The sequence below is a fragment of the Candidatus Merdisoma sp. JLR.KK006 genome, assembly GCF_036941035.1.
Classification (GTDB): Bacteria; Bacillota; Clostridia; order Lachnospirales; family Lachnospiraceae; genus Laedolimicola.
The window spans coordinates 98,401-122,778 of record NZ_JAYMNS010000007.1; the positions used below are offsets into that span (position 1 = coordinate 98,401).

The window sequence follows — 24,378 nt, forward strand, 5'->3', positions numbered from 1 at the left end:
CCGGTTAAGTATATCTTATTGAACGTCAGTAGTTCAATAAGGAAAAAGAAAATGGAGGGAAGAAGCATGAAAAGAAAAATAGCAATTGTAATGGCAATGGTTGTAGCAATGACTTCTCTTGCTGCCTGTGGCAGTAAGGAAGCACCGGCAGCAGAACCGGCCGAGAGCAGTGAGGCGGAGACTCCGGAAGAAACAGACGGGTCGGAAGAAGCAACGGGTGAGCTTGCTGATACGGGAGAACTGACCCTGTATTATTCCAACTCTACCGAGTGGGCGGATCCCATTATTCAGGAATTTGAGGATCAGACAGGCATCAAAGTAAGCCTGGTACAGGATGGAACCTCTTCTCTGTTTGCACGTATTAAAGCAGAGGCGGGCAATCCCCAGGCAGACGTTGTATGGGGAGGCGTAATTGATACCTATCGGGCAAATCAGGATTTACTGCAGCCCTATACCAGCTCAGAGGAAGCGAGCTTAAAGCCGGAAGCACTGGATCCCAACGGATATTATACCGGCTTTGACATGGGTCCCATGGTTATGGTTTACAATACAGAATTAATTCCGGAAAATGAAGCTCCCACAAGCTGGGGAGATCTTCTGGATGAAAAGTATAAAGGAAAGATCGCATGTGCGGATCCTACCTCATCCTCTTCTGCATTCGCCTGTATCATGTCCATCATTCTGGCTTACGGTACGGATGGAGAGGGCTATGAGTTTGTAGAGAAGCTGGTTGAGAATATGGATGGCAAGGTTATCAGTTCTTCTTCAGGCGTGTACAAGGGAGTTGCTGACGGCGAATATCTGATCGGACTGACCTATGAGGAAGCAGCCCTTAGATATATGGAGTCCGGTGCAAGCATCGCAATTGTATACCCCAGCGAGGGTACATCTTCCAGTCCCTCCGGCTGCGGAATCGTTAAGGACTGCAAGAACCCCAAAAGTGCACAGATGTTTATTGACTATCTGAGCAGCAAGGAAGTACAGTCTCAGCTTGGTGCCCTGAACCGTCGTTCCGTTCGTACGGACGTTGCGGATCCGGATGCCATGGAAGCATGGGAGAACATTGCCTTTGTAGAGATGGATATTGACTGGACATCTTCACATACGGAAGAGTTCAATGATACATGGAATGATTATATTACAAGGTAAAAAGTTTTTTGGTGGAAGGGGTGGCGCCTGTCGCTGCCCCTTGCTTGATCAAATGGAACTTTAAACAGTACTATTCTTCTAAAATAAAGATGTACTGGAAGAACATTACGGAACTTCAAATAGTCCGGCTAAGAAATGTCAAGTGCTTATTAGAAATATTTTCTGCCGGACGGTAAAGTCGCAAAGGCACACGAGAGGAACTTTCATGAGTGACCTTTCGAATGAAAGTTCCTCTCATTACAGGTGTGCCGAAGTGACTTTACCCTTTAGTGCCATCACGCAGTGATTTTAGATAGGAGGAAGAATGAGTAGTCAGAGAGTTAAAATTGTAGATGCTACAAAAGTGTATGGAAGCTTTAAGGCATGTGACCACATCAATTTGGATATCAAGGAGGGAGAATTTTTCACCCTCCTTGGACCGTCCGGCTGCGGAAAAACCACATTGCTTCGAATGATTGCCGGCTTTAATCCCATTGATGAGGGAACCATTTATTTTAATGAAAAAGCTATCAATCACATCCCTGCGGATAAGCGGAATATCGGAATGGTGTTCCAGAATTATGCGATTTTTCCGCATATGACAGTAAAGGATAATGTGGCTTATGGCTTGAAAGCAAGGAAAATCAAAGGGCAGGAGCTGGAAGATCGCACCATGGAGGCTATGAAGATGATGCAGATCGACAATCTGAAAGACCGGATGCCCAGCCAGCTTTCCGGAGGTCAGCAGCAGAGAGTTGCTCTGGCCCGGGCCATAGTAATTCATCCGGATGTGCTTCTTATGGATGAACCTCTGTGCAATCTGGATGCAAAGCTGCGTGTTACCATGCGTACGGGAATTAAAAAGATTCAAAAGCAATTGAATATTACCACCATTTACGTAACCCATGATCAGGAGGAAGCTCTGTCTATCTCGGATCGGATTGCGGTTATCCATGACGGGACCGTAGAGCAGGTAGGAGAGCCCAAAGAGATTTATACAAAGCCGGCCAATATGTTCGTGGCGAACTTCATCGGAACCTCCAGCTTCCTGGACGGAACGGCAAAGGATGGTGTAGTGACCATACTTGGAAAGAAAAAACTGGAGCTTCCTATGAAAAAGGACTTTGAGGGGAATGTTAAGGTTTCCATACGTCCGGAATATGTGCTTTTGGATGAGCCAAAAGAGGGAGAGCTTCTGGGGACTATTACTCTTGCCACCTTCCTGGGAGATTTTATGAACTATGAGATTCAGTTGGAAAATGATCAAATCATTGAAATCAATGAGTATACGGACCGCATGGATACGGTTCGAAAAGCCGGCGATCAGGTCAGCCTGAATCTGATGGAAAACAGAATCAGCATCTTTGATGCACAGACAGAAAAATCACTGATGATTTAGGAGAAAGGAGTCTCAGATGGAAAAAGAAAATAAGAAAAAACTGTATGAACGTTTTCATATGGATAAATTCAACTTTTGGACCATTGTCAGCCTTTTGATCCTGATCGTATGTCTGCTCTTTATTGTATACCCGTTTTTAAACCTGATTATCCAGAGCTTCCATAATGCTGAGACGAACGCTTTTACCATGGAAAACTACTTAAAGTTCTTCCAAAAGCGTTATTATAAAGAAGCATTGAGAAACAGCCTGGTGATCAGTACGGTAGTTACGATTTTGGCAACCTGTCTGGGGGTACCTCTGGCTTATATCGGAACCCGGTTTAACCTCTATTTAAAACGAGTAATTTATGTGATGGTAGTGCTGTCCATGCTTTCTCCGCCCTTTATCGGTGCTTATGCATGGATTACCCTCCTTGGACGTGCAGGCTTTATTACCAAGCTGCTGGCTTCCGTAGGGATTCAGTTGGGTGAGCTCTATGGATTTAAGGGGATTGTGCTGGTATTTACCTTAAAGCTGTATCCCATGGTATATCTCTACGTATCCGGAGCTTTAGGCAGCATTGATGCATCTCTGGAGGAAGCCAGTGAGAACCTGGGCGTATCCGGCATTCAGAGAATCCTGAAAATAACCTTTCCGGTGATTACCCCAACCATACTTTCCGCTGCCCTGATGGTTTTCATGACGGCTTTGGCAGACTTCGGTACGCCCCGGCTGATTGGCGAGGGCTACAACACGCTTCCTGTTATAATTTATAAGGAATTTTTAAATGAGGTGGGAACGGATACCAGCTTTGCAAGTGCTCTGAGCGTAATTATCATTGTCATTGCTCTGGCGGTGCTCTTTGTACAGAAACGCTTTGTGGACAGCAAGAGCTATAATATGACCAGCCTGCGGCCGCCTAAGGTAGTGGAGCTTCCCAGGGCAAAGAAGATTTTGGCAACGGCAGTAGTGTTTTTTGTATCTTTCCTGTCTGTTCTTCCGCAGATTACGGTAACCATCCAGTCATTCCTTAAGACAAACGGGCCGATTTTTGTATCCGGCTTCAGCCTGGACAGCTACCGAAACGTGGTAAATAAGCTGGGACAGAGTATTACAAATACGTTCCTCTATGGCTTTATTGCTCTGGCAATCATTGTTTTCCTGGGGCTTCTGGGTTCCTATCTGATTGTTCGGAGAAAGGGCTTTACGGCAAATCTTATCGACCTGCTTTTGATGTTCCCTTATGTGATTCCGGGAGCAGTTCTCGGTATCTGCCTTACGGTATCCTTTAATCAGGGGCCGGTAGTTCTGACGGGAAGCATGTGGATTATTATTCTGTCCTTTGTAATTCGGAAGCTGCCGTACACCATGCGTTCCAGCGTGGGCATTCTGTATCAGATTGACAAATCCGTAGAGGAAGCGTCTATCAGTTTAAGCGTGCCGCCTATGAAGACTTTCTTTAAGACAACGGTTCCGCTGATGATTCCGGGAGTTATCTCCGGAGCAGTATTGAGCCTTATCAGCGTAATAAACACTTTAAGCGCAACCTTGATTTTATATACCGGAAAGACGGTAACCATCCCGGTCGCTATCTTTAACTGTGTAAATAATGACGCTTATGGTCAGGCGGCGGCATTGTCCACGATTCTGACCTTGGCAACCATTGTCTGCCTGCTGGTATTCCATAAGATTTCCGGCGGAAAGAGTGTTGTTTAGATGAGAAAGCGTTGAAATGGTATTTCAGGAATAATATAATGGAAATCAATCCATGAAAACGGGGCCTGAGATATGCATAAGAAGATTAAAGAAAGCTATTTTTACCGGATATTTGCGTCTATGTTTGCGGTTTGCCTGGTATTTGTCCTGCTGATGGGGACTGTTACAGGAGGGGTTTTTTACGGCCTGTACCAGAACAATCTAAAGGAGGCATGCCAGGTAACCGCAGAACGCATCCGGGTAACTGTGGAGAGTACGCTTCAAAATTATCGGGAGACGATTCAGGAATTGGATTCCGACGATGGGGTGGGCTCTTTTATGAGAGAAGAGACTCAGGATGTAAATGCCCTTATACAGGAGCTTTATATGCTGCGAAACAGCTATGCTCAGAGAATCGCAATCAGTGCAATCCGATTGTCGGATCAAAAGTGTATTTCCACTTCCAAGGATGGGATTACAAATCTGAATAAGGAATTTCCCAACTGGGGCATCTTCCGAAAGGCAAGCCTTTCCAAGGAGGTGGCCCTCTATGCCATGGCAAAGGATGCTCTTCTGAGCTCGGAGGATCGTCTCTGTATGGCGAAAGCCTGCCGAAATGAGGATGGAGAGATCCTGGGGTATCTGTTGGTGGAGATTCCCAGAAGCACATTGGATGCCATTGTGATTGAATGCGCGGATCAGTACAATACCAACACCCTGATTGTAAATAAAAGTGCTTCTGTTATCTACCATTCAGGAGGAACGGCTTTTGAGGGGCTTGGAAAGGCTGAGGATTACGGATTTTGCAGGGAGACCCAGGAGACAGAGGGGATCACGGAGAATAATTATGCTTTTAGCCGCAGCGAGCAGACGGGGCTTACCATGATGCAGGAGATACCCTCGGGAACCCTTTCCGTGATAATGAAGCCTTTGCTGTGGGCTATGGCAGTTGGAGTGCTGGTTAGTATTCTGCTGGCTCTTATTTTCTCTCGGAGATTGGCCAAGTCTGTCAGCGATCCCATTGAGGAAATGATTGAAATCATGGGAAAGGTGGAAGAGGGCGATCTGTCCGTGCGGCTGAATTTTGAACGGGCGGATGAGATTGGACAGCTCGGGAAAGCATTTGATTCCATGACAGAGCGTGTGGAAGAGCTGATGGAGCGAATTGAGGAAGAGAAGCACAGTCTTTGGATTGCGGAGACACGCTCCTTAAGTCTTCAGATGAATCCTCATTTCCTATATAATACCCTGGATTTGATTAAATGGAATGCAAAGCTTGGAAAAAATGAAGAGATTGTGAATATTACGGTACATTTGGGAAGAGTGCTCCGAAGAATTATGAATACGAAAAGTGATTTGGTGGAGATCTCTTATGAGATGGAGATCATTCATTCCTTTGTGGAGATTCAGAAGAAGCATTATGGAGAGCGGCTTTCTTTGGAGGTGGAGATCGAAGATGAGCTTATGGGGCTTTATATTCCTAAGTTAGTACTGCAGCCCATTGTGGAAAATGCCATTGTACATGGGTTTGCCGGGGCAACAGAGACCTGTAGGATTCGGATTGCGGGAAAGCGCAGGCAAAAAGAGGGAGATCCGGCCTGTGGAAGCGGTTTTGTGGTATTCCGGATTGAGGATGACGGAATCGGTATGAGTGAACAGGAGCTGGAGCATGTATTGGAATTTAAGCAGGAAGGAATGCATCATATCGGCCTTAATAACGTACAGCGCCGGGCAAGGCTTTTTGGGGATGAAAGCTGCGGTATAAGGGTAGAGAGCCATCCCGGCAGGGGGACTGCGGTAACTCTGGTTTTAAGAGCAGTGGAAAAGCTTTCGGGCAGTTCTGAAAATGCTTTATACCGGGAAGTGTGAGAACAAGGGAGCACGCAGACAGCCTCTAATAAGGAGGGAGAGTAGATGATACGGGTGCTATTAATAGAGGATGAGGAACTGATTCGTGAGGGACTGCGCCTGACAACACCCTGGCAGGAGTGGGGGATGGAGGTTGTAGGCGAGGCAGCGGACGGTGAGACAGGAATGAATAAAATCCTGGAGCTTAAACCGGATGTTGTGATTACGGATGTAAAGATGCCTAAAATGAGCGGCTTAGAGATGATAGAACAGCTGCGGGGGCAGGCGGCCTGTGAGTACATTATATTGTCGGGCTATGATGAGTTTGCCCTTGTGAAGCAGGCTATCCATCTGGAGGTTCAGGAATACCTGTTGAAACCGGTGGATGATGAGGAACTGCGTGCGGTTATGGAACAGGCCGCCCGGAAAGTACATCGAAAGCGTGTGATGAAGCAAAGGCTGGCCCAGTATCAGGAGGAAGAGAAAGGGTACTCCATGGATGCCCGGAATATTCAGGATAAATATCTTGACAGGGCAAAGGAAATTCTAAGGGAGAGGTATCAGGAGAATCTTACTTTGAAAAGTGTGGCGGATGTCCTGTTTATCAGTGACAGTTATCTTGGTAAGCTCTTTAAAAACCGGACAGGTTATACTTTTTTGGAGATGCTGACCTTTTACCGGATTCGGGCGGCTGTGGAATATCTTCAGAATACGGACAAAAAGGTGTATGAAATTGCCTATGCCATAGGATATAATGATTCCAAGTATTTCAGCCGGGTATTTCAAAGAGTGACCGGAATGAAGCCTATGGAATTGAAAAACGGGCATCCCTTGCCGGAGGATCATATTTTGCGGCATTTGTAGTGACTTTACGCTTGCAGCAACTTAAATCAGTAATATCCTGCTGGTGCACAAATCGATTTACAGACGCAGCTCCAAGCGGCTGGAAATTGATTTAAACAGAGGTGTACCGGCAGGATATTACGGAACTATAATAGGAGGACTTTTATGGAGACGGAAGTGTTGTTGGAACAGATGTGCCAGGCAGTTCGGGAGGCGGGGGATCTTATACGTTCCTGCTCCTTTGCAGGAGAAATGAAAGCAAAGGCAGGTTCGTCCAATTTTGTAACAAAATACGATTCCATGGTTCAGAATTTTCTGATCAAAAAGCTTACGGCCCTTGTACCGGATGCTGCCTTTATAGGAGAAGAGGACGGATATTCCGAGGGGAAAATTGCGGAGGGGAAGACGTTTATTATTGATCCCATAGACGGCACCACAAATTTTATCTGTGGTTTTCCTGTCTGCGGGATCTGCGTGGGTTTAGCGGAACGGGGAACGGCAGAGATTGGCGTGGTTTACAATCCTTATCGGGAGGAACTTTTTGCAGCCAGAAGAGGGGGAGGCGCATTTCTCAATGGAAAGCCGCTGAAGCTTGCGGATCATTCCCTGGAAGAGGGAGTGCTCTGTATGGACACGGCCCCTTATACACCAGAGATTCGAAAGGAGCTCTTCGATAACCTGCTAAAATTATCTCATCTTTGTATGGATATGAGGAGTATTGGGTCAGCGGCACTAAGCATTTGTTATGTGGCCTGTGGGCGAAGCGCAGCGTACCTTTCTCCCAAGCTCTGTGTATGGGATTATGCGGCGGCTTCCGTGATTTTAACAGAGGCAGGGGGCATTATTACGGATTGGGATGGAAAGGAACTGGGATTGGCAACCGGTGTTTCGGTTCTTACGGGGACGCCTAAGGCGCATCGGGAGGCGGCTTCAATGCTATGAATTCCAGACATCTTGAATTGCATTCAAAACCTCAATCCCATGAACGGTCATTGCTTCTGTTATAATAGGGCTTTCCGTTAAGTGATTTCGAATACATTGTTCTGCGTGTATAACTTCATACATCAGCTCATATTCACAGGGATATTCCAAAACTTCCGGTTCTTTATCCGGATAATGAAGAATAGCTTTACGGGCTTTCCAGTATTCGGGAATCTCAACATATCCATTTTCTCCATATAGATACCCTGCATGCACGGTGTTTACGGAGGTGCTGGTTTTGTTAGTAAACAGGAGGTCATTTTCCATCAGCATGGAAACGGAAAATTGATTTTCCACAGAAGTATGGCTTTTGGTACAAAGTCCTGTCCAATGAACAACCTTACAGTCAAAAAGATATTCCATAAGCTGCAGGCTGTATATGGCATTACCATAGAGAGGGCCTCCGCCTTTTTCCGGATCATAGAACCAGGAATTATAACCGGCATCAAAGGAACTGGAAAAGTCGGCCATTTTAATACTGCCCAGGACTTTGGACCGAATCAGTTCCTTTAATCTTTGAACCACCGGAAGAAATAAGACCTTTTGAGCTTCCATAATGAAAAGCCCCTTTTCCCGTGCAAGGGCAAAGAGTTCTTTGGATTCATCAGCATTCAGAGTAAAGGGCTTTTCGCAGATCACATGCTTGCCCTGTTCCAGAGCCATTTTGGCATAACGATAATGTTCACTGTTAATCATAGCTACATAAGCGACATCAATGTTGTTGGAGCCAAGAAGCTCCTCGTAGCTTCCGTAAGCCTTTGGAACATTCCAAAGAGCCGCTTTTTCCCTGGCTTTTTCCAGGTTTCGGGATGCCAGCGCCACAGTTTCGCAGCCCTCTGTGGCCTGAACGCCTTTGATAAAGCGCGGGGCAATGGAGGAGGTGCTTAATATTCCAAAACGTAGTTTTTTCATGGAAGTCTCCTTGCTGCTTTTTAATCTTATGTCATCTTTTTCTGAAATGGATACATCAGAAAGCTTTTACATTGGGATTGTTAATGTTTATGAATTTCCGTTTTTCTTTAAATATGCTACAATCTCTTCAAATTCCATAAAATGAGAAGCCTTCACCAAAATGGAATCCCCCTTGGAGAGAAGTAATAGAAGAGTATCAAGCAGTTCCTGTTTTGTATCAAAATGACGGAAGGTCAATCCCGGATTCTTGGCTTCAATTCCTCTTGCAATTTCTTTGGACAGCTCACCTGTTAGAAAAACCGCATCGATACCGGCATCTGCCGCATGGCAGCCTACATTGTAGTGGAGCAGCTTTTCGTTCTCGCCTAATTCTCCCATATCTCCCAGAATAGCCACCTTTCGCCCCAAAGCGCAGCTTAGCACATCAAGGGAGGCGCACATGGAAACCGGGTTGGCATTGTAACAGTCATCTAAAATATCCCATTTTGGGGTGTGAATAAGATTATTTCGGCCGCTGACAGGCAAAAGACTTTCAATACCGGCTTTGATCTCATCCAATGTCAGATTCAGGGCCAATCCGACAGCTGTTCCGGCCAGGGCGTTGTAAACCATATGCCGGCCCGGAATGGGAATATGGGCCTGAAACTTACCTGATTTTGTAACAAAGGTACAGCGTGTTCCGTCAAGGCCCAGATTCTCTATATCCGAAGCGTAAAGATCACAGGATGGATCCAGACCGAAAAAGCAGGGCTTGGGAGTACGGCTTTCTTTCAGCGTAATGAGTTTGTCGTCATCCCCGTTTAAAATCACCTGAGCCCCAGGCTGGGCTTCCTTTAGCATCTCGGTCTTGGCTCTCAGAATGCCGTCCCGATCCTTTAAATTTTCCAGATGGCAGAGCCCGATATTTGTAAAAACACAGATATTGGGCTTTGCCATACGCCCTAAGCGAGTCATTTCTCCAAAATCGCTGATGCCCATTTCCAACACGGCAGCCTCATGTTCTTCCCGGATTCGGAAAATGGTCAGAGGAAGCCCGATTTCATTGTTGAAGTTTCCCTCTGTCTTTAGTACCCGGTATTTCTGTTCAAGAACAGCCGCAATCATTTCCTTGGTGCTGGTCTTTCCCACGCTGCCGGTGATTCCCACAACAGGAATGGACAGGGTGCTGCGGTAGTATTCGGCCAGGCTTTTTAAGGCCTGGAGACAGGAATCTACCAGAATATAGGGGCCGGCCGGATGCTCAGGAGCCTGCTCACAGAGAACGCAGGCCGCCCCCTTTGCAAAGACAGAAGGGATAAAGCTGTGACCGTCCACACGTTCTCCTTTTATGGCAATAAAAAGATATCCGGGCTCTACCTTTCGGCTGTCTATAACAACGCCGGAAACCTCAAGATTTTTTTTGCCGTCCTCTCCCACATAGGTTCTGCCGCAGGCGAGGGCAATCTGATTTAATGACATTTCTTTCATGGTTATGCTTCCTTTTTATATAGGAGCACTCCTTTGGAGTGCCGGTGCTTTGGATGAAATCTATGTTCTTTCATAACGGGCAAGCGATACCTCAATCAGCTCTTCACAGAGATCCTCAAAGGTCATGCCTATGGCCGCAGCTTCCTGGGGCAGCAGACTGGTAGGAGTCATGCCCGGAAGCGTATTGGCTTCCAAACAGTAAAAGGATTGATCCGCAGAATCCATCATGAAATCAATCCGTGCATAGGAGGTAAGCTTCAATGCTTCAAATACCTGCTCCGCATAGCCCTGTAATTGTCTCGTCAGCTCGTCACTTAATTCTGCCGGGCAGGTCTCAATGGTGCTGCCGGGCTGATACTTATTCTTGTAGTCATAAAAGCCCTGAAGAGGTGCAATCTCAATAACAGGAAGTGCCTTTCCGTCAATAACGCCTACGGAAAATTCCCGTCCGGTAATAAACTGCTCCACAATCACGTCTTCCCCAAAGGTATAGGCATCCGCAAGAACATCCGCTAAGTCCTCCGGGCGATCCACCCGGTAGGTTCCTACACTGGAACCGCCGCAGACGGTCTTTACCATACAGGGGTAGGAAAGAGAAGCCGAATCTGCGGACTGGCCGTTTTTCAGGGAAATACCCTTGGGTGTAGGAATTCCGGCTGCTGCAAACAACTGCTTAGACAGGCTCTTATCCATGGCAAGAGCGCTGCTTAAATATCCTGTTCCTGTATAGCGGATGCCCATGAGATCAAAGGCGGCCTGGATACGGCCGTCTTCTCCGTTTGCCCCGTGAAGTCCCAAAAATACAATGTCAGCCATCTCGCATAGGGTCAACACATTGGGACCGAACATACTGCGTCCCCCATCCTTTCGCTGCTCCTTTAACCGGGACAGATCCGGGTGGGATTCGGATACGGCCTGAATATCCTTTGCCCAATCCACACAAGCTTCAAAAAGGGCTTCTGTCACGGGGACGTCCGTATCCAGACCCAGATAGACATCCAGAAGAATAACCTGATGTCCCCGGGCCTTTAAAGCATAATAAATCTTACTGCCGGAGCTTAAGGAAACATCCCGTTCCGGGCTGGTGCCTCCGGCTAAAACTACGATTTTCATAAAATTCACTCCTCATAAGCCGGCTTATAACAGGCTTTTATTTTTATCCAGCATTTCCTGAATCCGGTTCTGGGTATAGGAGCCCAAAAACTTTTTCTCATCCTTTGTCAGCTCCTTAGGAAGAATGGGGGTACCGTATTCCAGAATTACATGACATGGGCGGACAAAGGGAATATGATTTTCAAATATTTCTGCGGAATTGGTAATTGCCATAGGGATAATCGGGCATCCTGTTTTTTCCGCTATTTTCAGACTGCCTTCCTTAAAGGGAAGCATCTCGTCCGTGCGGTTCCTGGTTCCTTCCGGAAAAATGCAGATGGAAATTCCTCTTTTAATATATTCAATTCCCTGAAGGATGGTTTTTAATCCTGCTTTAATATCCTTCCGATCCAGAAACAGACAGTAGAGTGCTTTCATCCAGTCCCGAAGGAACCAGTAGCGAAGCATCTCCACCTTTGCCACATAGCCCGTAAGACCCGGGCAGCGGGAGTAGGTCAGAAGAATATCAAAATAGCTGCGATGGTTTCCGATGTAGAGGACCGCCTGATCCTTTGGGACATTTTCCTCTCCTATAACGGTCAGACGCACACCGGCTGCTTTCAGCATCAGCTTAAAGGCCGTCTGCACCATGCGCAGACAGCTATAGTCCTTTGCCTCCTGATTATACTTTCCAATCACCCATTCTATCAGGAGAACAGGAATGCCCAGGAGCAGATAAAGGAAGAGCATCAGGACGATTATGATGAATCTTATCATTTGCGTCCTCCTATCTTCCGAAAAGCTCTGTCATCTGCCGTAATCCGGAAGCCATGCCGGGATTCAGATCTCCATTTTGATAACGCCATTCCCAGTTGCCTAATGCCACGCCTGGAGTATTCATACGGGCTTCACTGCCCAATTTCAGGACATCCTGCAGAGGGAAGATGGCATACCGGGCAATGGTTCCAAGGCAGATACGAATAAAGTCCCAGCTAATACTGGAGGCATCCGTATTCATATAGCGCCGAACCTTATCTCTGGCATATTCTGAAGTATTGTTATACCAGCCGGTGCTGGTGTCATTGTCATGAGTACCCGTATAGCAGATACAATTGCGGGTGTTAAGCTGGTGGGGCAGGAAGGTACTCTCGCCGCCCTCAAAGGCAAACTGAAGAATCCGCATGCCGGGGAAACCAAGGGTATCCCGAAGGTGCTCTACCTCCGGAGTGATCAGCCCTAGATCCTCGGCAAAAATAGGAAGATCGTCTCCAAGCTCTGCCTGAATTGCCCGAAAAAGGTCTTCGCCCGGTCCTTTTTTCCAGGTTCCGTTTATAGCCGTTTCTTCTTTGGCGTCTATCTCCCAGTAGGCTTCAAAGCCGCGGAAATGATCGATACGCAGATAATCTACCTGATCAATCTGGTTACGGATACGGTTAATCCACCACTGGTAGCCTTCCTTTTTATGAGCATCCCAATCATACAGAGGATTGTTCCATTTCTGGCCTGTGGCGCTGAAATAGTCCGGGGGAACGCCGGCTACGGAATCCGGGTAGCCCTCTTCGTTTACCTGGAATAAATGACGGTTTGCCCATACGTCTGCGCCGTCCGGCGAAACAAAGATGGGGATATCACCAATAATCGCAATTCCTTTGTCATTGGCATACTGCTTTAAGTCGTACCACTGAATATGGAAGAGATACTGCAAAAAACGCTGATAGGCAATGCCGTCTGCCAGCTTTTTTTCCAGGATTGGCCGTTCTTTTTCAGAGAGATTGCGCAGTTCTTCCGGCCATTCCGTCCAGGGTACTTCATCTTGCTCATCCCGAATGGCCATAAACAGGCAGTAATCGGATAGCCAGAAATCATTGGCTTCACAGAAGGAATGGTATTCTTCCAGGAAATTCTTGTCTGCCGTGTGACAGAAGGACTCGTAGGCTTTTTTATATAAATCATATTTGTAGGTACGTACCTTTTCGTAATCTATCCGAACAGGATCAAAGTCCGGAATATTCAAAAGATCCTCAGAGGTTAAAAGCTCTTTTTCCTTTAACAGCTCCGGACTGATAAGCAAAGGCTCCCCTGCAAACACGGAATAGCCCTGATAAGGGGAGTTACCGTAGGAGGTGATGGGAACCAGCGGAAGGATCTGCCAAAGATGCTGTCCGGAGGCTTCCAGAAAATCTATAAATTCATAGGCTCCTTTTCCAAAATCTCCGATTCCATAGGGAGAGGGAAAAGAAGTGGGGTGAACCAGGATGCCGCTGTACCTGTGATTCACATGGTCATCGGCGGATGTTTTAAAGCGCATATTACTTCTCCTTTCACAGCCCGGTCTGGGGTCCAAACCGCAGCCGGCTTCATCTTTCCTCATTATAATAAAGATAATGGGAAAAAACAAGGATAATACAAGCTTTTCCTACGTAAATATAAGTGAGGTGATGAATATGTGGAAACGAGTTTTGCTTATTGGATGCATCCTGATTTTTCTCTCTGGGTGCAGTATTCAGACAAATGAACGGGAGAAGCTTGTAGATCTGGAGTACACAATTATAGAGGACGGAAAAGCCCCAGAGGGTCTTCAGACGATTTTGGAGGAAAAACGAAAGGGAGAATTTAAATTAACTTATGAGGAAGAGGGGCAGCTTTACCTGTGCATCGGGTACGGAGAACAGAAGACAAGCGGTTACAGTATAGCAGTAAATGAACTGTATTTGTCCGAAAATGCCATTTATTTTGATACCAGCTTGATTGGACCCAGCAAAGAGGAACAGGTGGCAGAGTCAGTGAGCTATCCCTGCCTTGTGGTTCGGACAGAATATGTGGATAAACCAGTGGTATTTCAGTGAAGAGGGGAATAAGTTGGAAATCTGCGCATAGATTGGTAGAAAAGAAATGGGAAAGCAGGTGTATGTTGTGGAGCTTGTTCGCAGAAATATACATATGAATCGGCAAAAAGGAAAAGCAGTCAGTCAGATGACGCTGGATGATGACTATAATATTCCGGACAACATGCCGGATGCCGGTATGATTATTCAGGAAAAGGGAAGCATTGAGATTGGAGATGTCCGGGTAGAGGCTGGCCGGGTAAAAGTGAAGGGAGCTCTGAATTTTTCTGTGCTCTATATGGAGGAAGGGCCGGAGAGCGGATTACATAGCATACAGGGACAGATACCCTTTGAGGAAATGATGAATGTGGAGGACGCAAAGGACGGAGACAGCCTTCGATTGAAATGGATGCTGGAGGATGTGTCCTCGGCACTTATTAATTCCAGAAAGCTGAGTGTTAAGACGATTGTAACACTGGAACTGGCTGTGGAGGAATTATTTGACGTGGAAGTGCCGGTAGAAGTAGAAGATGCAGATACAGTGCAGGTGAAAACAAGCCATCTGTCTACAGCAGGTCTGGCAGTCCGGAAAAAGGATACTTGTCGGATTAAGGATGAAATTATCTTACCGGCTAACAAGCCCAATATCCGTCAACTGCTCTGGCAGGATGTGACTATGCAGGGGACGGAGCTCAGGCTTGGAGAAGGTGAGATTTTGGTTAAGGGAGAATTGCTGGTTTTTGTTCTGTATGAGGGTGAAGAGGAAAATGGGAAGGCTTATTGGCTGGAACAGGCGATTCCTTTTAGCAGTCATGTGGATGTGAGCGGATGCCAGGAGGGAATGCTGGGGAATCTGGGAATTATGCTGGCTCACAGTGATTTGGAGTTAAAGCCGGATTATGACGGAGAACTGCGGGTGCTGAATCTGGATGCAGTGCTGGAGCTGGATATTCAGATTTATGAGGAAGAGCATTTAAGTATGATTTGTGATCTCTACAGTCCGGTTCGGGAGTTGGAACTGATTACGGCTCCTACAACATATGAGAGTTTGCTGGTATGCAATGCATCTAAATGCCGGGTGGCGGATCGGATGAAGACAGGAAGCCCGGAGGTACAGATTCTCCAGATTTGTCACAGCCGGGGTGAGGTTAAGGTGGATGAGAGCACGATTACGGCTGACGGATTGCTGGTGGAGGGTGTTATCTCTATCCAAGTTTTGTATGTGACATCGGATGATAACCATCCGTTCCTATGCCTGAAGGGAATAGTACCCTTTGAACATCTTGTTGAGGCTCCGGGGATAGAAAAGAATAGTATTTATTATCTTCAGACTTCGCTGGATCAGCTTTCGGTTACTATGGTGAATAGCGGGGAACTGGAGGTGAAGGCAGCTGTTTTGGTAAATGCCTTGGTGCTGAACCGGATTTCTATGCAGCATATTTCGGAGGTGGAGGAACGCCCTTTGGATATGGATGCGGTAAAGGGACTGCCGGGATTTTTAATCTATACGGCGCAGCCGGCAGATACGCTGTGGGATATAGCGAAGGCTTACCATACTACGGTGGATTGGATCTGTCAGTTGAATGAGTTGGGAACGGATCAGATTAGGCAGGGGCAGAAGCTTTTGCTGGTTAAGCAGATGGAGAATCTTTAATGTGATGGAATAGGGGGAGAGGGCTGCCTTATTTCTGGCAGCCCCTGACTTTGACGGTTGCGCTTTAGGGGGAAGTTTGTTATACTTTTATGTATACAAAAAACAGAGAAAATACAAACAGAGGATGGCAGAGTATGGATAGGATGCAGTTGAGGGCGCTGGCAAAGATTAATTTAGGATTAGATGTTTTGCGGCGCAGAGAGGATGGGTACCATGAGGTTCGGATGATTATGCAGACCGTACATATTTTTGATCAGCTTCAGCTTGAGAAAAGGCGGGAAGAAGGGATTCGAGTTCGGACAAACCTGTATTATCTGCCGGAAAATGAGAATAATTTGGTTTTTAAGGCGGCTAAGCTTTTGTGGGAGGAGTTTGGATTGCCTGGGGGGATTTCTATTCAGCTAAAGAAGTATATTCCGGTAGCGGCCGGAATGGCCGGGGGGAGTTCTGATGCGGCGGCTGTGCTTTTTGGAATGAATCGCATGTATGATCTGGGATTGTCTATGCAAGAGTTGATGCAGAGGGGAGTGCAAATTGGTGCGGATGTGCCTTACTGTATTATGCGGGGAACAGCATTGGCAGAAGGAATTGGTGAGGTTTTGAGTCCGCTTCCTCCTATGCCGCCTTGTACGATTCTGGTGGCCAAGCCTGGGATTGGGGTTTCCACACGGTTTGTTTTTGAAAATTTGAAGGCGAATGAGCTTGAATATCATCCGGATATTGATGGGATGCTGGCCGCTTTGAAGGCTCAAAATCTTAAGGAGCTTGCAGAACATATGGATCAGGGGAATGTGCTGGAGACTGTTACGATACCAGCCTATCCGGTGATTCAGAAGCTGAAGGAGACTATGCTGGGGTGCGGGGCTCTGACTGCGCTGATGAGTGGAAGCGGTCCGACGGTGTTTGGGATTTTTGAAAGCAGGCAGTCAGCTAAGCGGGCATATGGGGTTCTGAAACGGGGACGTCTGGCAAAACAGATTTTCCTGACAACACCTTACAATAATAGGAGGATAAAGTATGAGTAAGGAGATCCATACAACAATTAATGAATATCTTCCTTTGCGAGATGTGGTTTTTCAGATTCTTCGACAGTCTATTCTCCATGGAGAGTTAAAACCCGGGGAACGTTTGATGGAGATTCATCTGGCAGAGCGGCTGGGAGTGAGCCGTACGCCTATCAGGGAAGCGATTCGGAAGCTGGAGCTGGAAGGTCTGGTGGTAATGATTCCGCACAGGGGGGCTGCGGTGGCCAGTATCACGGAGAAGGATCTGAAGGATGTGCTGGAGGTGCGGCTCACATTAGAAATTCTGGCGGGTGAAGTGGCCTGTGAACGGATTACGCCAGAACTATTGGAGGAGCTTAAAAAGGCAGGAAAGGAATTTGGACGTCTGAAGGAGACGGAGGATGTGAACTTTCTGGCGGAAGCGGATGTCAGATTCCATGAAATTATATATGCGGCTACGGAAAATGCCAGACTGATTACGATTTTAAATAATCTGCGAGAGCAGATGTACCGTTATCGGCTGGAATACTTGAAGGATAAGGGCAGCCATGAAAGGCTCTGCCAGGAGCATCAAGAGATTTATGCGGCTATTAAAAATGGGGACAAGAAGGCTGTGGGGGCAGCAATCTGTAAGCATATTGACAATCAGAAGGCAGCAATTCTGGCAGGAATACGGGAACAACAGGTATAGATAAGGAAAAATATGGCAATCCTCTGAAGGATAAGAATTATTGCAAACCAGGAGGAGAACCATGAAAAATAAAAATCGGATACAATTGCTGCTTTTAATTTTATCAATGATAATTGGAGGCGCAGGCACGTGTATGTGTGCCAGACGGTTTCCAGTGTGCAGCCCGGCGCCCCTGGCTCAGATGGCCTGGTGGGGTGGTATTTATCCGGAATATTGTCTGTCAGGGGCTATGGAGGCTGTCGGGGAGGAAGATACTGACAGTGCAAGGGCAGAGCTCCAGGTAAAAGTTTGTTTTAAATATTTAACATTTTTGAATGAGTGATGCAGTAAAAATCGGCATTGAGACCAGTGTACAGTTTCGTTTATAAATCTTGGAGGATGGGACTAATGAAGGAAAAGGTGTTCTGTAAGGGTGCTGCGAAGCCGAAATAGGAGGAGACCATGAATGAAGTAAGAGAAGCTCCTATAGGAGTTTTTGATTCCGGCGTGGGGGGACTGACGGTGGTTCGTGAGATTATGCGTCAGATTCCCAAGGAGCGGATTGTGTATTTTGGAGATACGGCCAGGGTGCCTTACGGAACGAAATCTAAGGATACAGTTATCCGCTATTCCAGACAGATTGTCCGCTTTCTTAAAACGCGGAATGTTAAGGCACTGGTGATTGCCTGTAATACAGCCAGTGCTTATGCCATGGAAACGCTTCAGCAGGAGGTGGATCTTCCTATTATTGGTGTGGTGAAGCCGGGAGCCCGGGTGGCAGCCAGAGAAACGTCTGGCGGCAATATTGGAGTGATTGGAACGGAAGGAACGGTAGGAAGCCATATTTACCGTGATTACATACAAAGCCTGCGGCCGGATGCCCGTGTATTTGAAAAAGCCTGTCCCCTTTTTGTTTCTCTTGCCGAGGAGGGATGGTGGAAGGATCCCATTACGGAGGCTGTGGCTCAGAGGTATCTTCAAGAGATGAAAGAGCGGCAGGTGGATACTTTGATTTTGGGATGCACCCATTATCCGCTGCTTCGGTCTACAGTACGAAAGGTCATAGGAGAAGGTGTAAATCTGGTAAACCCTGCTTATGAAACGGCCATCAGCCTGCGCAAGCTTCTTTTACAGGAGCATATAGACAATCAGGGGCACAATAAGACAGGGGAGAACCCTTATGAGTTTTTTGTAAGCGATGCGGCAGAGAGGTTCAAGGCATTTGCCAATTCCATTTTGCCTTTTGATATTACAAGTACACGACAGATTCAGATAGAGGAGTTTTAAAGACTATGACAAATGAAGTACTGCTTACCATTGCCGGATTGCAGCTGATAGATGGGGAGGGGGAGACTCCAATAGAAATTGTTACGGCAGGGGACTATTATCATCGAAACGGAAAGCATTATATTTTGTATGATGAGATGATAGAGGGCTGTTCGGGACATATACACAATACGGTGAAAATCGGGGAGGAAAGCCTGGAGGTTATTAAGAAAGGCATTTCCAATGTGCATATGGTATTTGAAAAGAACAGGAAAAACCTTACCTGTTATGCCACACCTTTTGGAAATCTGACCATAGGGATTATGGCTCATCGGATTCAGATTGAAGAGAGTGACAAGGATATTGATGTTCAGGTGAATTACTCTTTGGATGTGAATGATCAGTATCTGGCAGACTGTTCCATTCAATTGAATGTGAAGTCCAAGGATGCCGGAAATTTTCGGTTGCAGCAATAATGGAATCAAAGCGATAAAAATGCTGGACAATGAGCCCAGCATTTTACTTATAGATAGTATTACTTTTTAAACAGGCGTTTGAAAAAGCCTTTCTTAGGCGGAGGAGTTTCTAATCCTCCTCTTGCGCTTTTAACAGCACTGATGTAAATTCCGCTGACTACCGCCTTTACTTCACGCTTGACAGGAATCAGATCAAATACTTTTTCATCACAGACAAGAGTCATTACCTTGGGGCCAACCTTAGCTTTTACAATAGGAAGCTTGTTCCAGCGCAGCAGTTTTGGAGTCTGTTCAATTACTTGGGACGGAAGCCCTGACTGGGAAATCTTCATTCTCTTTTTATCAATGACCAGCATACTGATAGTTTGGGCAATGGCTTCCATCTGCTCTTGCTGAACAGCCTGCTTTCGCTGTGCCTTTCTCCCAAAGAAATATAATGCTACCAGTGCGGCGATTAGAACGACAATGATAACAATTAAGACAATACTAAGTGTTGACATCTATTAAAATCCTCCTGCGTACTTCAAATAAAAGATATTATAACAGTTTTTCTGGTAAAGCGCAAGGGAAAATGATATACTAACTGGTAAGGCTTTGCAGTAGAAAGTAAGAGAGGAGAAAGCACAATGCTTGTTATCCTTGGAGGTTTATGGAGTGGATTCCTTCAGATTCTGGGATTCTGGATGGATCATCTGATTTTTATCAATATTGTCTTGTCTATTGCAATTGTATTTTTTGAACGCCGGGAACCACGGACTGTGTGGACCTGGCTTCTTTTGCTGTATTTTATTCCTATTTTGGGGATTTTCCTATATTTTATGATTGGGCACGACTTCCATAAGCAGCATATGTTCCGAACCAAGGAGATTGAGGACGCTATGTATTCTGCCATAAGCAGGCAGGAAGAAGTTATTATCCGGGATGAGTTTGAACCTAAGGATCCAAGACTGCGGAAGTATCTGGATGTGGTGCTGATGAACCTGGAAGCGGCGGACGCAGTGTACAGTGCGGACAATCATATTGAGATATATACTGACGGGAGGGAGAAGTTTCGGGCACTCTACGAGGAGATGCAGAAGGCAAAAGAATATATTCATATCCAATATTACATTATCCGAAATGATGAATTATGGCAGCCCTTTGAAAAGCTTCTGATAGAAAAAGTGCAGCAGGGGGTGGAAGTTCGCCTCCTTTACGACAGCATGGGAAGCAGAACCATGAGGAAAAGTGACTGGAAGCGCATGAAAGAGGCAGGCATTCAGGTGGGAGAGTTTTTCCCGGCTCTTCTCGGACGGCTGCAGCTTCGAATGAATTATCGCAACCACAGGAAGATTGTGGTGATTGATGGGAAATCGGCCTTTGTGGGCGGATTTAACATTGGAAGAGAGTATGTAGGAATGGAACCAAAATTTGGATATTGGAGAGACACCCATTTACAAATTAGGGGTTCTGCGGTACTCTCTTTGCATATCCGCTTTATTCTGGATTGGAATTATGCCACAAAGCAGAATCTTTTTATAACAGATCGGTATTTTGAGGAATATAAAGAAGAATGCAAGGGAGGTGCGGCCGTTCAAATTGTTGCCAGCGGTCCGGACTCCAAGTGGCAGAATATCCGGAATGTTTACCTGAAAATGATCAGCAAAGCCAGAAAGAACATTTATATTCAGACCCCCTATTTTATTCCGGATGAAACAGTCATGAATGCTATCCGCATTGCGGCTATGTCCGGCGTGGATGTGCGTGTAATGATTCCCTGTAAGCCGGATCATCCTTTTGTCTATTGGGCTACCTATTCTTACATTGGGGACTTGCTGGAAGCCGGAGCAAAATGCTATACCTATGATAATGGCTTTCTTCACGCCAAAGGAATGGTGGTAGATGGGGTGGTAAGCTGTTATGGAACAGCCAATATGGATATTCGGAGTTTTTGCCTGAATTTTGAGGTAAATGCGGTAGTATACAGTGTACAGACGGCAGAACAGCTAGAGGCTTTATTTTTGGAGGATTTGAAATCTTGTACCAGAGTGACGAGGGAGCTTTATGGAAAGAGGTCTTATCTGGTGCGCTTCAAAGAACAGTTTTCCAGACTGTTTTCACCGCTTTTATAGAATACTTGTAAAATATGAAGATGAAAAATGGAGGAGAAAGATTATGAAAAAGAAATGGATTTTGACATTGGTATTAGCGGGTGTTTTGGCATTAACCGCCGCCTGCGGAAATAAGAAAGATGAGAAACAGGACAGTGCAAAGAATGAAGCCTCTGCAGAAAGTGAAGAACATAAAAGCAAAGTGGTAAAGCTGGGAAACTATAAAGGTGTAAAAGCTGAGGCGGTCAGTACAGAGGTAACAGAAGATGAGATTCAGGCAGAGATTGACGCACTGCTGGCCTTCTATCCGGCCACAAAGCCGGTAGAGGGTAAGACTGTCATAGAGGAAGGGGATACGGTCAACATTGACTTTGTGGGCCGGATGGATGGAGAAACTTTTGAAGGGGGAAGTTCTCAGGATCAGGGCTATGATCTGACTATAGGCTCAGGCTCCTTTATTGCAGGGTTTGAAGAGGGACTGGTTGGAAAAGAGATTGGCAATACGTATGAGTTGAACCTGACATTTCCGGATCCCTACAAGCCCAATCCGGATTTTTCCGGAAAAGATGTGGTGTTTGAGGTCACTGTGCATAGCATTGTAGAGTATATGGATGCGGAATGGACAGACGAATTCGTGCAGAAATATACAAGCTACGATTCTATAGATGCATATAAAGAAGGAACAAGGGCAGAGCTGGAGAATGAAAAGATTCAGAATAAGCCTTCTGAGTGGCAATATCAGGTGTTTCAGGCTATTGCTGAGGATTCTGAGTTTGAATTTGATGAAACGGAATTAGAAGGCTTAAAAACAAATATTGTGCAGGAATATCAGATGTATGCTTCATTTTCCGGTATGGAGCTGGCGGACTTTTTACAATATTATATGAATGGCATTTCTGAGGATGAGTTTGAGCAGCGGGCAATGGAACAGGCAGAAAACCAGCTGAAAATCCAACTGGTGATTGATGCGGTTAGTGCTGCGGAGGGAATCAGCCTGACAGAAGAGGAATATCAGGAAGGATTAAAAGGACTGGCAGAGGAATATGGTGCGGAGAGTCCGGAAGCTTTTGAAGAGCAGTATGGACGTGAAGCTATAGAAGATGGTCTGCTTTATGATAAAACAGTTGATTTTGTAGTGGGTCAGGCGGTGGAGATTTAGATTTGCGCCATACATTTTGAACCGCTGGCATAATCCCGTTTTTTCCCTCATAAGATGTAAAAAACGTTCTCAGGGGGATCACCTTGAAGGAATATATCGAAGAACGGGCGGTGGCCATCGCTAATTACATCATAGAGAACAATGCAACGGTGCGGCAGACGGCTAAGCGATTTGGGATTAGCAAGTCTACCGTACATAAAGACGTAGCGGAGCGCCTGGTTCATATCAATCCGGCCCTTGCAAAGCAGGCCAGAATCGTGTTGGATATCAACAAATCGGAGCGTCATATTCGGGGAGGAATGGCTACTAAGGAAAAGTATCTTCATCAAAAGAATGTATAGGGAAAATCCGTTGACATTTGTATGAAACTTGCTAGAATAGAGGGATAAAGCTTGTGGATAGGCAAGATACCAATGAGGAGAGTGTGAAAATGTTTACGAAGCAGGATTTGAGAAAGCTGATTCTGCCATTGATCATAGAGCAGGTTCTTCTGGTGGCTGTGGGAATGGCGGATACGATTATGATTTCCAGCGTGGGCGAAGCAGCCGTATCAGGTGTATCACTGGTGGATACTATGAATGTGCTGCTGATCAATTTATTTACGGCTTTGGCTACAGGGGGCGCCGTTGTTGCGGGGCACAGCCTTGGGGAAGGTTCTAAGGAGCGTGCCTGTGAGGCAGCAGAGCAGCTTTTGCTGTTTGTATCCTTGTCCTCCATAGGAATTATGCTCATGCTTCTGGCAGGGCGTTCGTGGATCTTAAGTCATGTATTTGGAAGGATTGAAGCGGATGTCATGGCAGATGCCAGAATTTATCTGCTGATCACGGCTTTTTCTATTCCTTTTATTGCTGTTTACAATGCAGGAGCTGCTATTTTCCGCGCCATGAGCGATTCCCGGACATCGATGCTGGTATCGCTGATTATGAATGGCGTTAATATTGTGGGAAATGCGCTCCTGATTTACGGCCTGAAAATGGGAGTGGAGGGAGCGGCGATTCCAACCCTTGTGTCCCGGATGCTGGCTGCAGTGATTATCACCATGCTTCTGCGTAACCAGGGACTTGATATCCATCTGCGCAGGGGGGAGAAGCTGCGTCCCCAGAGGAAAATCATACGGAAAATATGTTTTATCGGGATTCCAAACAGCTTGGAAAACAGTGTCTTTCAGCTTGGAAAAATTATGGTGTTAAGCCTGGTTACCAGCTTTGGAACCACGGCTCTTGCGGCAAATGCGGTGGCAAATAATATTGCGCTTTTTCAGATTATTCCGGGTATGGCCATTGGTTATGCTATTGTAACGGTAGTTTCGCAGTGCATGGGAGCAAAACGTTATGATGAGGCGAGATATTATACGAAGCTGCTCTTGAAATATATCTATGCAGGCATGTGGCTGGTAAATCTTATTGTTATTTTCATTTGTCCGTTAATCGTGAAGGCCTATCATTTATCTGCGGCTACCGGGGAGCTGACTACAAAGATTCTGATTTATCATGCCTTTTGCTGTATGATAATCTGGCCTCTGTCTTTTAGTCTGCCAAATACGCTGAGAGCGGCAGGAGACGTGAAGATAACATTGATTGTCAGCCTGGTTTCTATGTGGATTTTCCGGATTGGTTTCAGCTTCCTGTTAGGGAAATATTTTCAGTGGGGAGTATTTGGAATCTGGGTTGCTATGACTATTGACTGGCTGTTCCGTGCAATTCTGTTTGTCATTCGGTACTGGAGAGGAAAGTGGCAGGAGATTCGGTTTTAACCATTGGAAAATGATTACTTTGGGCTTGTAATGACCGCAGGTATTTCATATAATTTAGAAAGAGTAAGAGAGAACACGGAAAGACATACGGACACATGGCTCTATGGTTGGAAATACTTTTATATAAAGAGTGTAT

General features: G+C 46.0%; 23 protein-coding genes. 17 read left to right on the forward strand and 6 right to left on the reverse strand.

Translation table 11 applies throughout. The features are described from left to right. Positions 1-66: 66 nt before the first annotated feature. From VSQ61_RS08060 to VSQ61_RS08085, 6 genes are all read left to right on the forward strand, one after another. Complete coding sequence (locus VSQ61_RS08060) at positions 67-1,149, forward strand: ABC transporter substrate-binding protein (protein ID WP_334343924.1); 1,083 nt, start codon at positions 67-69, stop codon at positions 1,147-1,149. A 304-nt stretch (positions 1,150-1,453) separates the two neighbouring features. Beyond that, positions 1,454-2,527 (forward strand): ABC transporter ATP-binding protein, encoded by a 1,074-nt coding sequence (locus VSQ61_RS08065; protein ID WP_334343925.1) that lies wholly within the window; start codon positions 1,454-1,456, stop codon positions 2,525-2,527. A 16-nt stretch (positions 2,528-2,543) separates the two neighbouring features. Beyond that, a complete protein-coding gene (locus VSQ61_RS08070; RefSeq protein ID WP_334343926.1) occupies positions 2,544-4,223 on the forward strand; it encodes an ABC transporter permease in 1,680 nt (559 codons plus the stop codon). 72 nt (positions 4,224-4,295) lie between these two features. Next, positions 4,296-6,071 carry a cache domain-containing sensor histidine kinase gene (locus tag VSQ61_RS08075; protein ID WP_334343927.1) on the forward strand — a complete coding sequence of 592 codons (1,776 nt, stop codon included), beginning with the start codon at positions 4,296-4,298 and terminating at the stop codon, positions 6,069-6,071. Between the two features lie 45 nt (positions 6,072-6,116). Further along, positions 6,117-6,914: a response regulator transcription factor gene (locus tag VSQ61_RS08080; protein WP_334343928.1), complete on the forward strand. Its 798-nt coding sequence runs from the start codon at positions 6,117-6,119 to the stop codon at positions 6,912-6,914. Positions 6,915-7,058: 144 nt separating this feature from the next. Continuing rightward, positions 7,059-7,835 carry an inositol monophosphatase family protein gene (locus tag VSQ61_RS08085; RefSeq protein WP_334343929.1) on the forward strand — a complete coding sequence of 259 codons (777 nt, stop codon included), beginning with the start codon at positions 7,059-7,061 and terminating at the stop codon, positions 7,833-7,835. Here VSQ61_RS08085 and VSQ61_RS08090 read toward each other — a convergent pair. The 5 genes from VSQ61_RS08090 to malQ all read right to left on the reverse strand — a co-directional run bounded on the left by VSQ61_RS08090 (position 7,830) and on the right by malQ (position 13,653). Continuing rightward, positions 7,830-8,786, reverse strand: coding sequence for a Gfo/Idh/MocA family protein (locus tag VSQ61_RS08090; RefSeq protein ID WP_334343930.1), 957 nt, complete (start codon positions 8,784-8,786; stop codon positions 7,830-7,832). The genes VSQ61_RS08085 and VSQ61_RS08090 overlap by 6 nt on opposite strands. 87 nt (positions 8,787-8,873) lie before the next feature. After that, on the reverse strand, positions 8,874-10,253 hold the full coding sequence (locus tag VSQ61_RS08095) for a UDP-N-acetylmuramoyl-tripeptide--D-alanyl-D-alanine ligase (protein ID WP_334343931.1): 1,380 nt from the start codon (positions 10,251-10,253) through the stop codon (positions 8,874-8,876). Between the two features lie 60 nt (positions 10,254-10,313). Next, positions 10,314-11,366: a D-alanine--D-alanine ligase family protein gene (locus VSQ61_RS08100; RefSeq protein WP_334343932.1), complete on the reverse strand. Its 1,053-nt coding sequence runs from the start codon at positions 11,364-11,366 to the stop codon at positions 10,314-10,316. A gap of 24 nt (positions 11,367-11,390) precedes the next feature. Continuing rightward, positions 11,391-12,122, reverse strand: a complete 732-nt coding sequence (locus tag VSQ61_RS08105; RefSeq protein ID WP_334343933.1) for a lysophospholipid acyltransferase family protein — start codon at positions 12,120-12,122, stop codon at positions 11,391-11,393. A 10-nt stretch (positions 12,123-12,132) separates the two neighbouring features. After that, positions 12,133-13,653 carry a 4-alpha-glucanotransferase gene (gene malQ / locus VSQ61_RS08110; protein ID WP_334343934.1) on the reverse strand — a complete coding sequence of 507 codons (1,521 nt, stop codon included), beginning with the start codon at positions 13,651-13,653 and terminating at the stop codon, positions 12,133-12,135. Between the two features lie 136 nt (positions 13,654-13,789). On the opposite strand from malQ, the gene VSQ61_RS08115 reads away from it, so the two are divergent. The 7 genes from VSQ61_RS08115 (at position 13,790) to VSQ61_RS08145 (ending at position 19,240) form a co-directional block, all read left to right on the forward strand. Next, a complete protein-coding gene (locus tag VSQ61_RS08115) occupies positions 13,790-14,191 on the forward strand; it encodes a protease complex subunit PrcB family protein (protein WP_334343935.1) in 402 nt (133 codons plus the stop codon). 94 nt (positions 14,192-14,285) lie between these two features. Then, a complete protein-coding gene (locus tag VSQ61_RS08120; RefSeq protein WP_334343936.1) occupies positions 14,286-15,824 on the forward strand; it encodes a DUF3794 and LysM peptidoglycan-binding domain-containing protein in 1,539 nt (512 codons plus the stop codon). Between the two features lie 134 nt (positions 15,825-15,958). Further along, on the forward strand, positions 15,959-16,849 hold the full coding sequence (gene ispE / locus VSQ61_RS08125; RefSeq protein ID WP_334343937.1) for a 4-(cytidine 5'-diphospho)-2-C-methyl-D-erythritol kinase: 891 nt from the start codon (positions 15,959-15,961) through the stop codon (positions 16,847-16,849). Continuing rightward, the gene (locus VSQ61_RS08130) at positions 16,842-17,519 is read left to right on the forward strand and encodes a GntR family transcriptional regulator (protein WP_334343938.1); all 678 of its coding nucleotides are present in this window, start codon (positions 16,842-16,844) and stop codon (positions 17,517-17,519) included. Before ispE ends, VSQ61_RS08130 begins: the two co-directional genes overlap by 8 nt. Before the next feature lie 61 nt (positions 17,520-17,580). Further along, positions 17,581-17,841, forward strand: coding sequence for a hypothetical protein (locus VSQ61_RS08135; RefSeq protein ID WP_334343939.1), 261 nt, complete (start codon positions 17,581-17,583; stop codon positions 17,839-17,841). 119 nt (positions 17,842-17,960) lie between these two features. Beyond that, a complete protein-coding gene (gene murI, locus VSQ61_RS08140; protein WP_334343940.1) occupies positions 17,961-18,785 on the forward strand; it encodes a glutamate racemase in 825 nt (274 codons plus the stop codon). 5 nt (positions 18,786-18,790) lie between these two features. Beyond that, entirely contained in the window at positions 18,791-19,240 is a 450-nt protein-coding gene (locus tag VSQ61_RS08145; protein WP_334343941.1) for a YwiB family protein, read from the forward strand. A 59-nt stretch (positions 19,241-19,299) separates the two neighbouring features. Here the strand turns inward: VSQ61_RS08145 and VSQ61_RS08150 are convergent, their stop codons facing one another. Beyond that, positions 19,300-19,740, reverse strand: coding sequence for a hypothetical protein (locus tag VSQ61_RS08150; protein WP_334343942.1), 441 nt, complete (start codon positions 19,738-19,740; stop codon positions 19,300-19,302). Between the two features lie 126 nt (positions 19,741-19,866). On the opposite strand from VSQ61_RS08150, the gene cls reads away from it, so the two are divergent. The 4 genes from cls (at position 19,867) to VSQ61_RS08170 (ending at position 24,242) form a co-directional block, all read left to right on the forward strand. Beyond that, a complete protein-coding gene (gene cls / locus VSQ61_RS08155; protein WP_334343943.1) occupies positions 19,867-21,351 on the forward strand; it encodes a cardiolipin synthase in 1,485 nt (494 codons plus the stop codon). A gap of 43 nt (positions 21,352-21,394) precedes the next feature. Beyond that, entirely contained in the window at positions 21,395-22,489 is a 1,095-nt protein-coding gene (gene tig / locus VSQ61_RS08160) for a trigger factor (protein ID WP_334343944.1), read from the forward strand. 83 nt (positions 22,490-22,572) lie between these two features. Continuing rightward, positions 22,573-22,830 (forward strand): sporulation transcriptional regulator SpoIIID, encoded by a 258-nt coding sequence (spoIIID, locus tag VSQ61_RS08165; protein ID WP_334343945.1) that lies wholly within the window; start codon positions 22,573-22,575, stop codon positions 22,828-22,830. 89 nt (positions 22,831-22,919) lie between these two features. Further along, on the forward strand, positions 22,920-24,242 hold the full coding sequence (locus VSQ61_RS08170) for an MATE family efflux transporter (protein ID WP_334343946.1): 1,323 nt from the start codon (positions 22,920-22,922) through the stop codon (positions 24,240-24,242). The last annotated feature ends 136 nt before the right edge of the window (positions 24,243-24,378 follow it).

Excerpts from the sequence above, each read along its gene's own strand:
- VSQ61_RS08060 (WP_334343924.1), top strand. The coding sequence starts at position 67 with ATGAAAAGAAAAATAGCAATTGTAATGGCAATGGTTGTAGCAATGACT.
- VSQ61_RS08065 (WP_334343925.1), top strand. The coding sequence starts at position 1,454 with ATGAGTAGTCAGAGAGTTAAAATTGTAGATGCTACAAAAGTGTATGGA.
- VSQ61_RS08070 (WP_334343926.1), top strand. The coding sequence starts at position 2,544 with ATGGAAAAAGAAAATAAGAAAAAACTGTATGAACGTTTTCATATGGAT.
- VSQ61_RS08075 (WP_334343927.1), top strand. The coding sequence starts at position 4,296 with ATGCATAAGAAGATTAAAGAAAGCTATTTTTACCGGATATTTGCGTCT.
- VSQ61_RS08080 (WP_334343928.1), top strand. The coding sequence starts at position 6,117 with ATGATACGGGTGCTATTAATAGAGGATGAGGAACTGATTCGTGAGGGA.
- VSQ61_RS08085 (WP_334343929.1), top strand. The coding sequence starts at position 7,059 with ATGGAGACGGAAGTGTTGTTGGAACAGATGTGCCAGGCAGTTCGGGAG.
- VSQ61_RS08090 (WP_334343930.1), bottom strand. The coding sequence starts at position 8,786 with ATGAAAAAACTACGTTTTGGAATATTAAGCACCTCCTCCATTGCCCCG.
- VSQ61_RS08095 (WP_334343931.1), bottom strand. The coding sequence starts at position 10,253 with ATGAAAGAAATGTCATTAAATCAGATTGCCCTCGCCTGCGGCAGAACC.
- VSQ61_RS08100 (WP_334343932.1), bottom strand. The coding sequence starts at position 11,366 with ATGAAAATCGTAGTTTTAGCCGGAGGCACCAGCCCGGAACGGGATGTT.
- VSQ61_RS08105 (WP_334343933.1), bottom strand. The coding sequence starts at position 12,122 with ATGATAAGATTCATCATAATCGTCCTGATGCTCTTCCTTTATCTGCTC.
- malQ (WP_334343934.1), bottom strand. The coding sequence starts at position 13,653 with ATGCGCTTTAAAACATCCGCCGATGACCATGTGAATCACAGGTACAGC.
- VSQ61_RS08115 (WP_334343935.1), top strand. The coding sequence starts at position 13,790 with ATGTGGAAACGAGTTTTGCTTATTGGATGCATCCTGATTTTTCTCTCT.
- VSQ61_RS08120 (WP_334343936.1), top strand. The coding sequence starts at position 14,286 with ATGAATCGGCAAAAAGGAAAAGCAGTCAGTCAGATGACGCTGGATGAT.
- ispE (WP_334343937.1), top strand. The coding sequence starts at position 15,959 with ATGGATAGGATGCAGTTGAGGGCGCTGGCAAAGATTAATTTAGGATTA.
- VSQ61_RS08130 (WP_334343938.1), top strand. The coding sequence starts at position 16,842 with ATGAGTAAGGAGATCCATACAACAATTAATGAATATCTTCCTTTGCGA.
- VSQ61_RS08135 (WP_334343939.1), top strand. The coding sequence starts at position 17,581 with ATGAAAAATAAAAATCGGATACAATTGCTGCTTTTAATTTTATCAATG.
- murI (WP_334343940.1), top strand. The coding sequence starts at position 17,961 with ATGAATGAAGTAAGAGAAGCTCCTATAGGAGTTTTTGATTCCGGCGTG.
- VSQ61_RS08145 (WP_334343941.1), top strand. The coding sequence starts at position 18,791 with ATGACAAATGAAGTACTGCTTACCATTGCCGGATTGCAGCTGATAGAT.
- VSQ61_RS08150 (WP_334343942.1), bottom strand. The coding sequence starts at position 19,740 with ATGTCAACACTTAGTATTGTCTTAATTGTTATCATTGTCGTTCTAATC.
- cls (WP_334343943.1), top strand. The coding sequence starts at position 19,867 with ATGCTTGTTATCCTTGGAGGTTTATGGAGTGGATTCCTTCAGATTCTG.
- tig (WP_334343944.1), top strand. The coding sequence starts at position 21,395 with ATGAAAAAGAAATGGATTTTGACATTGGTATTAGCGGGTGTTTTGGCA.
- VSQ61_RS08170 (WP_334343946.1), top strand. The coding sequence starts at position 22,920 with ATGTTTACGAAGCAGGATTTGAGAAAGCTGATTCTGCCATTGATCATA.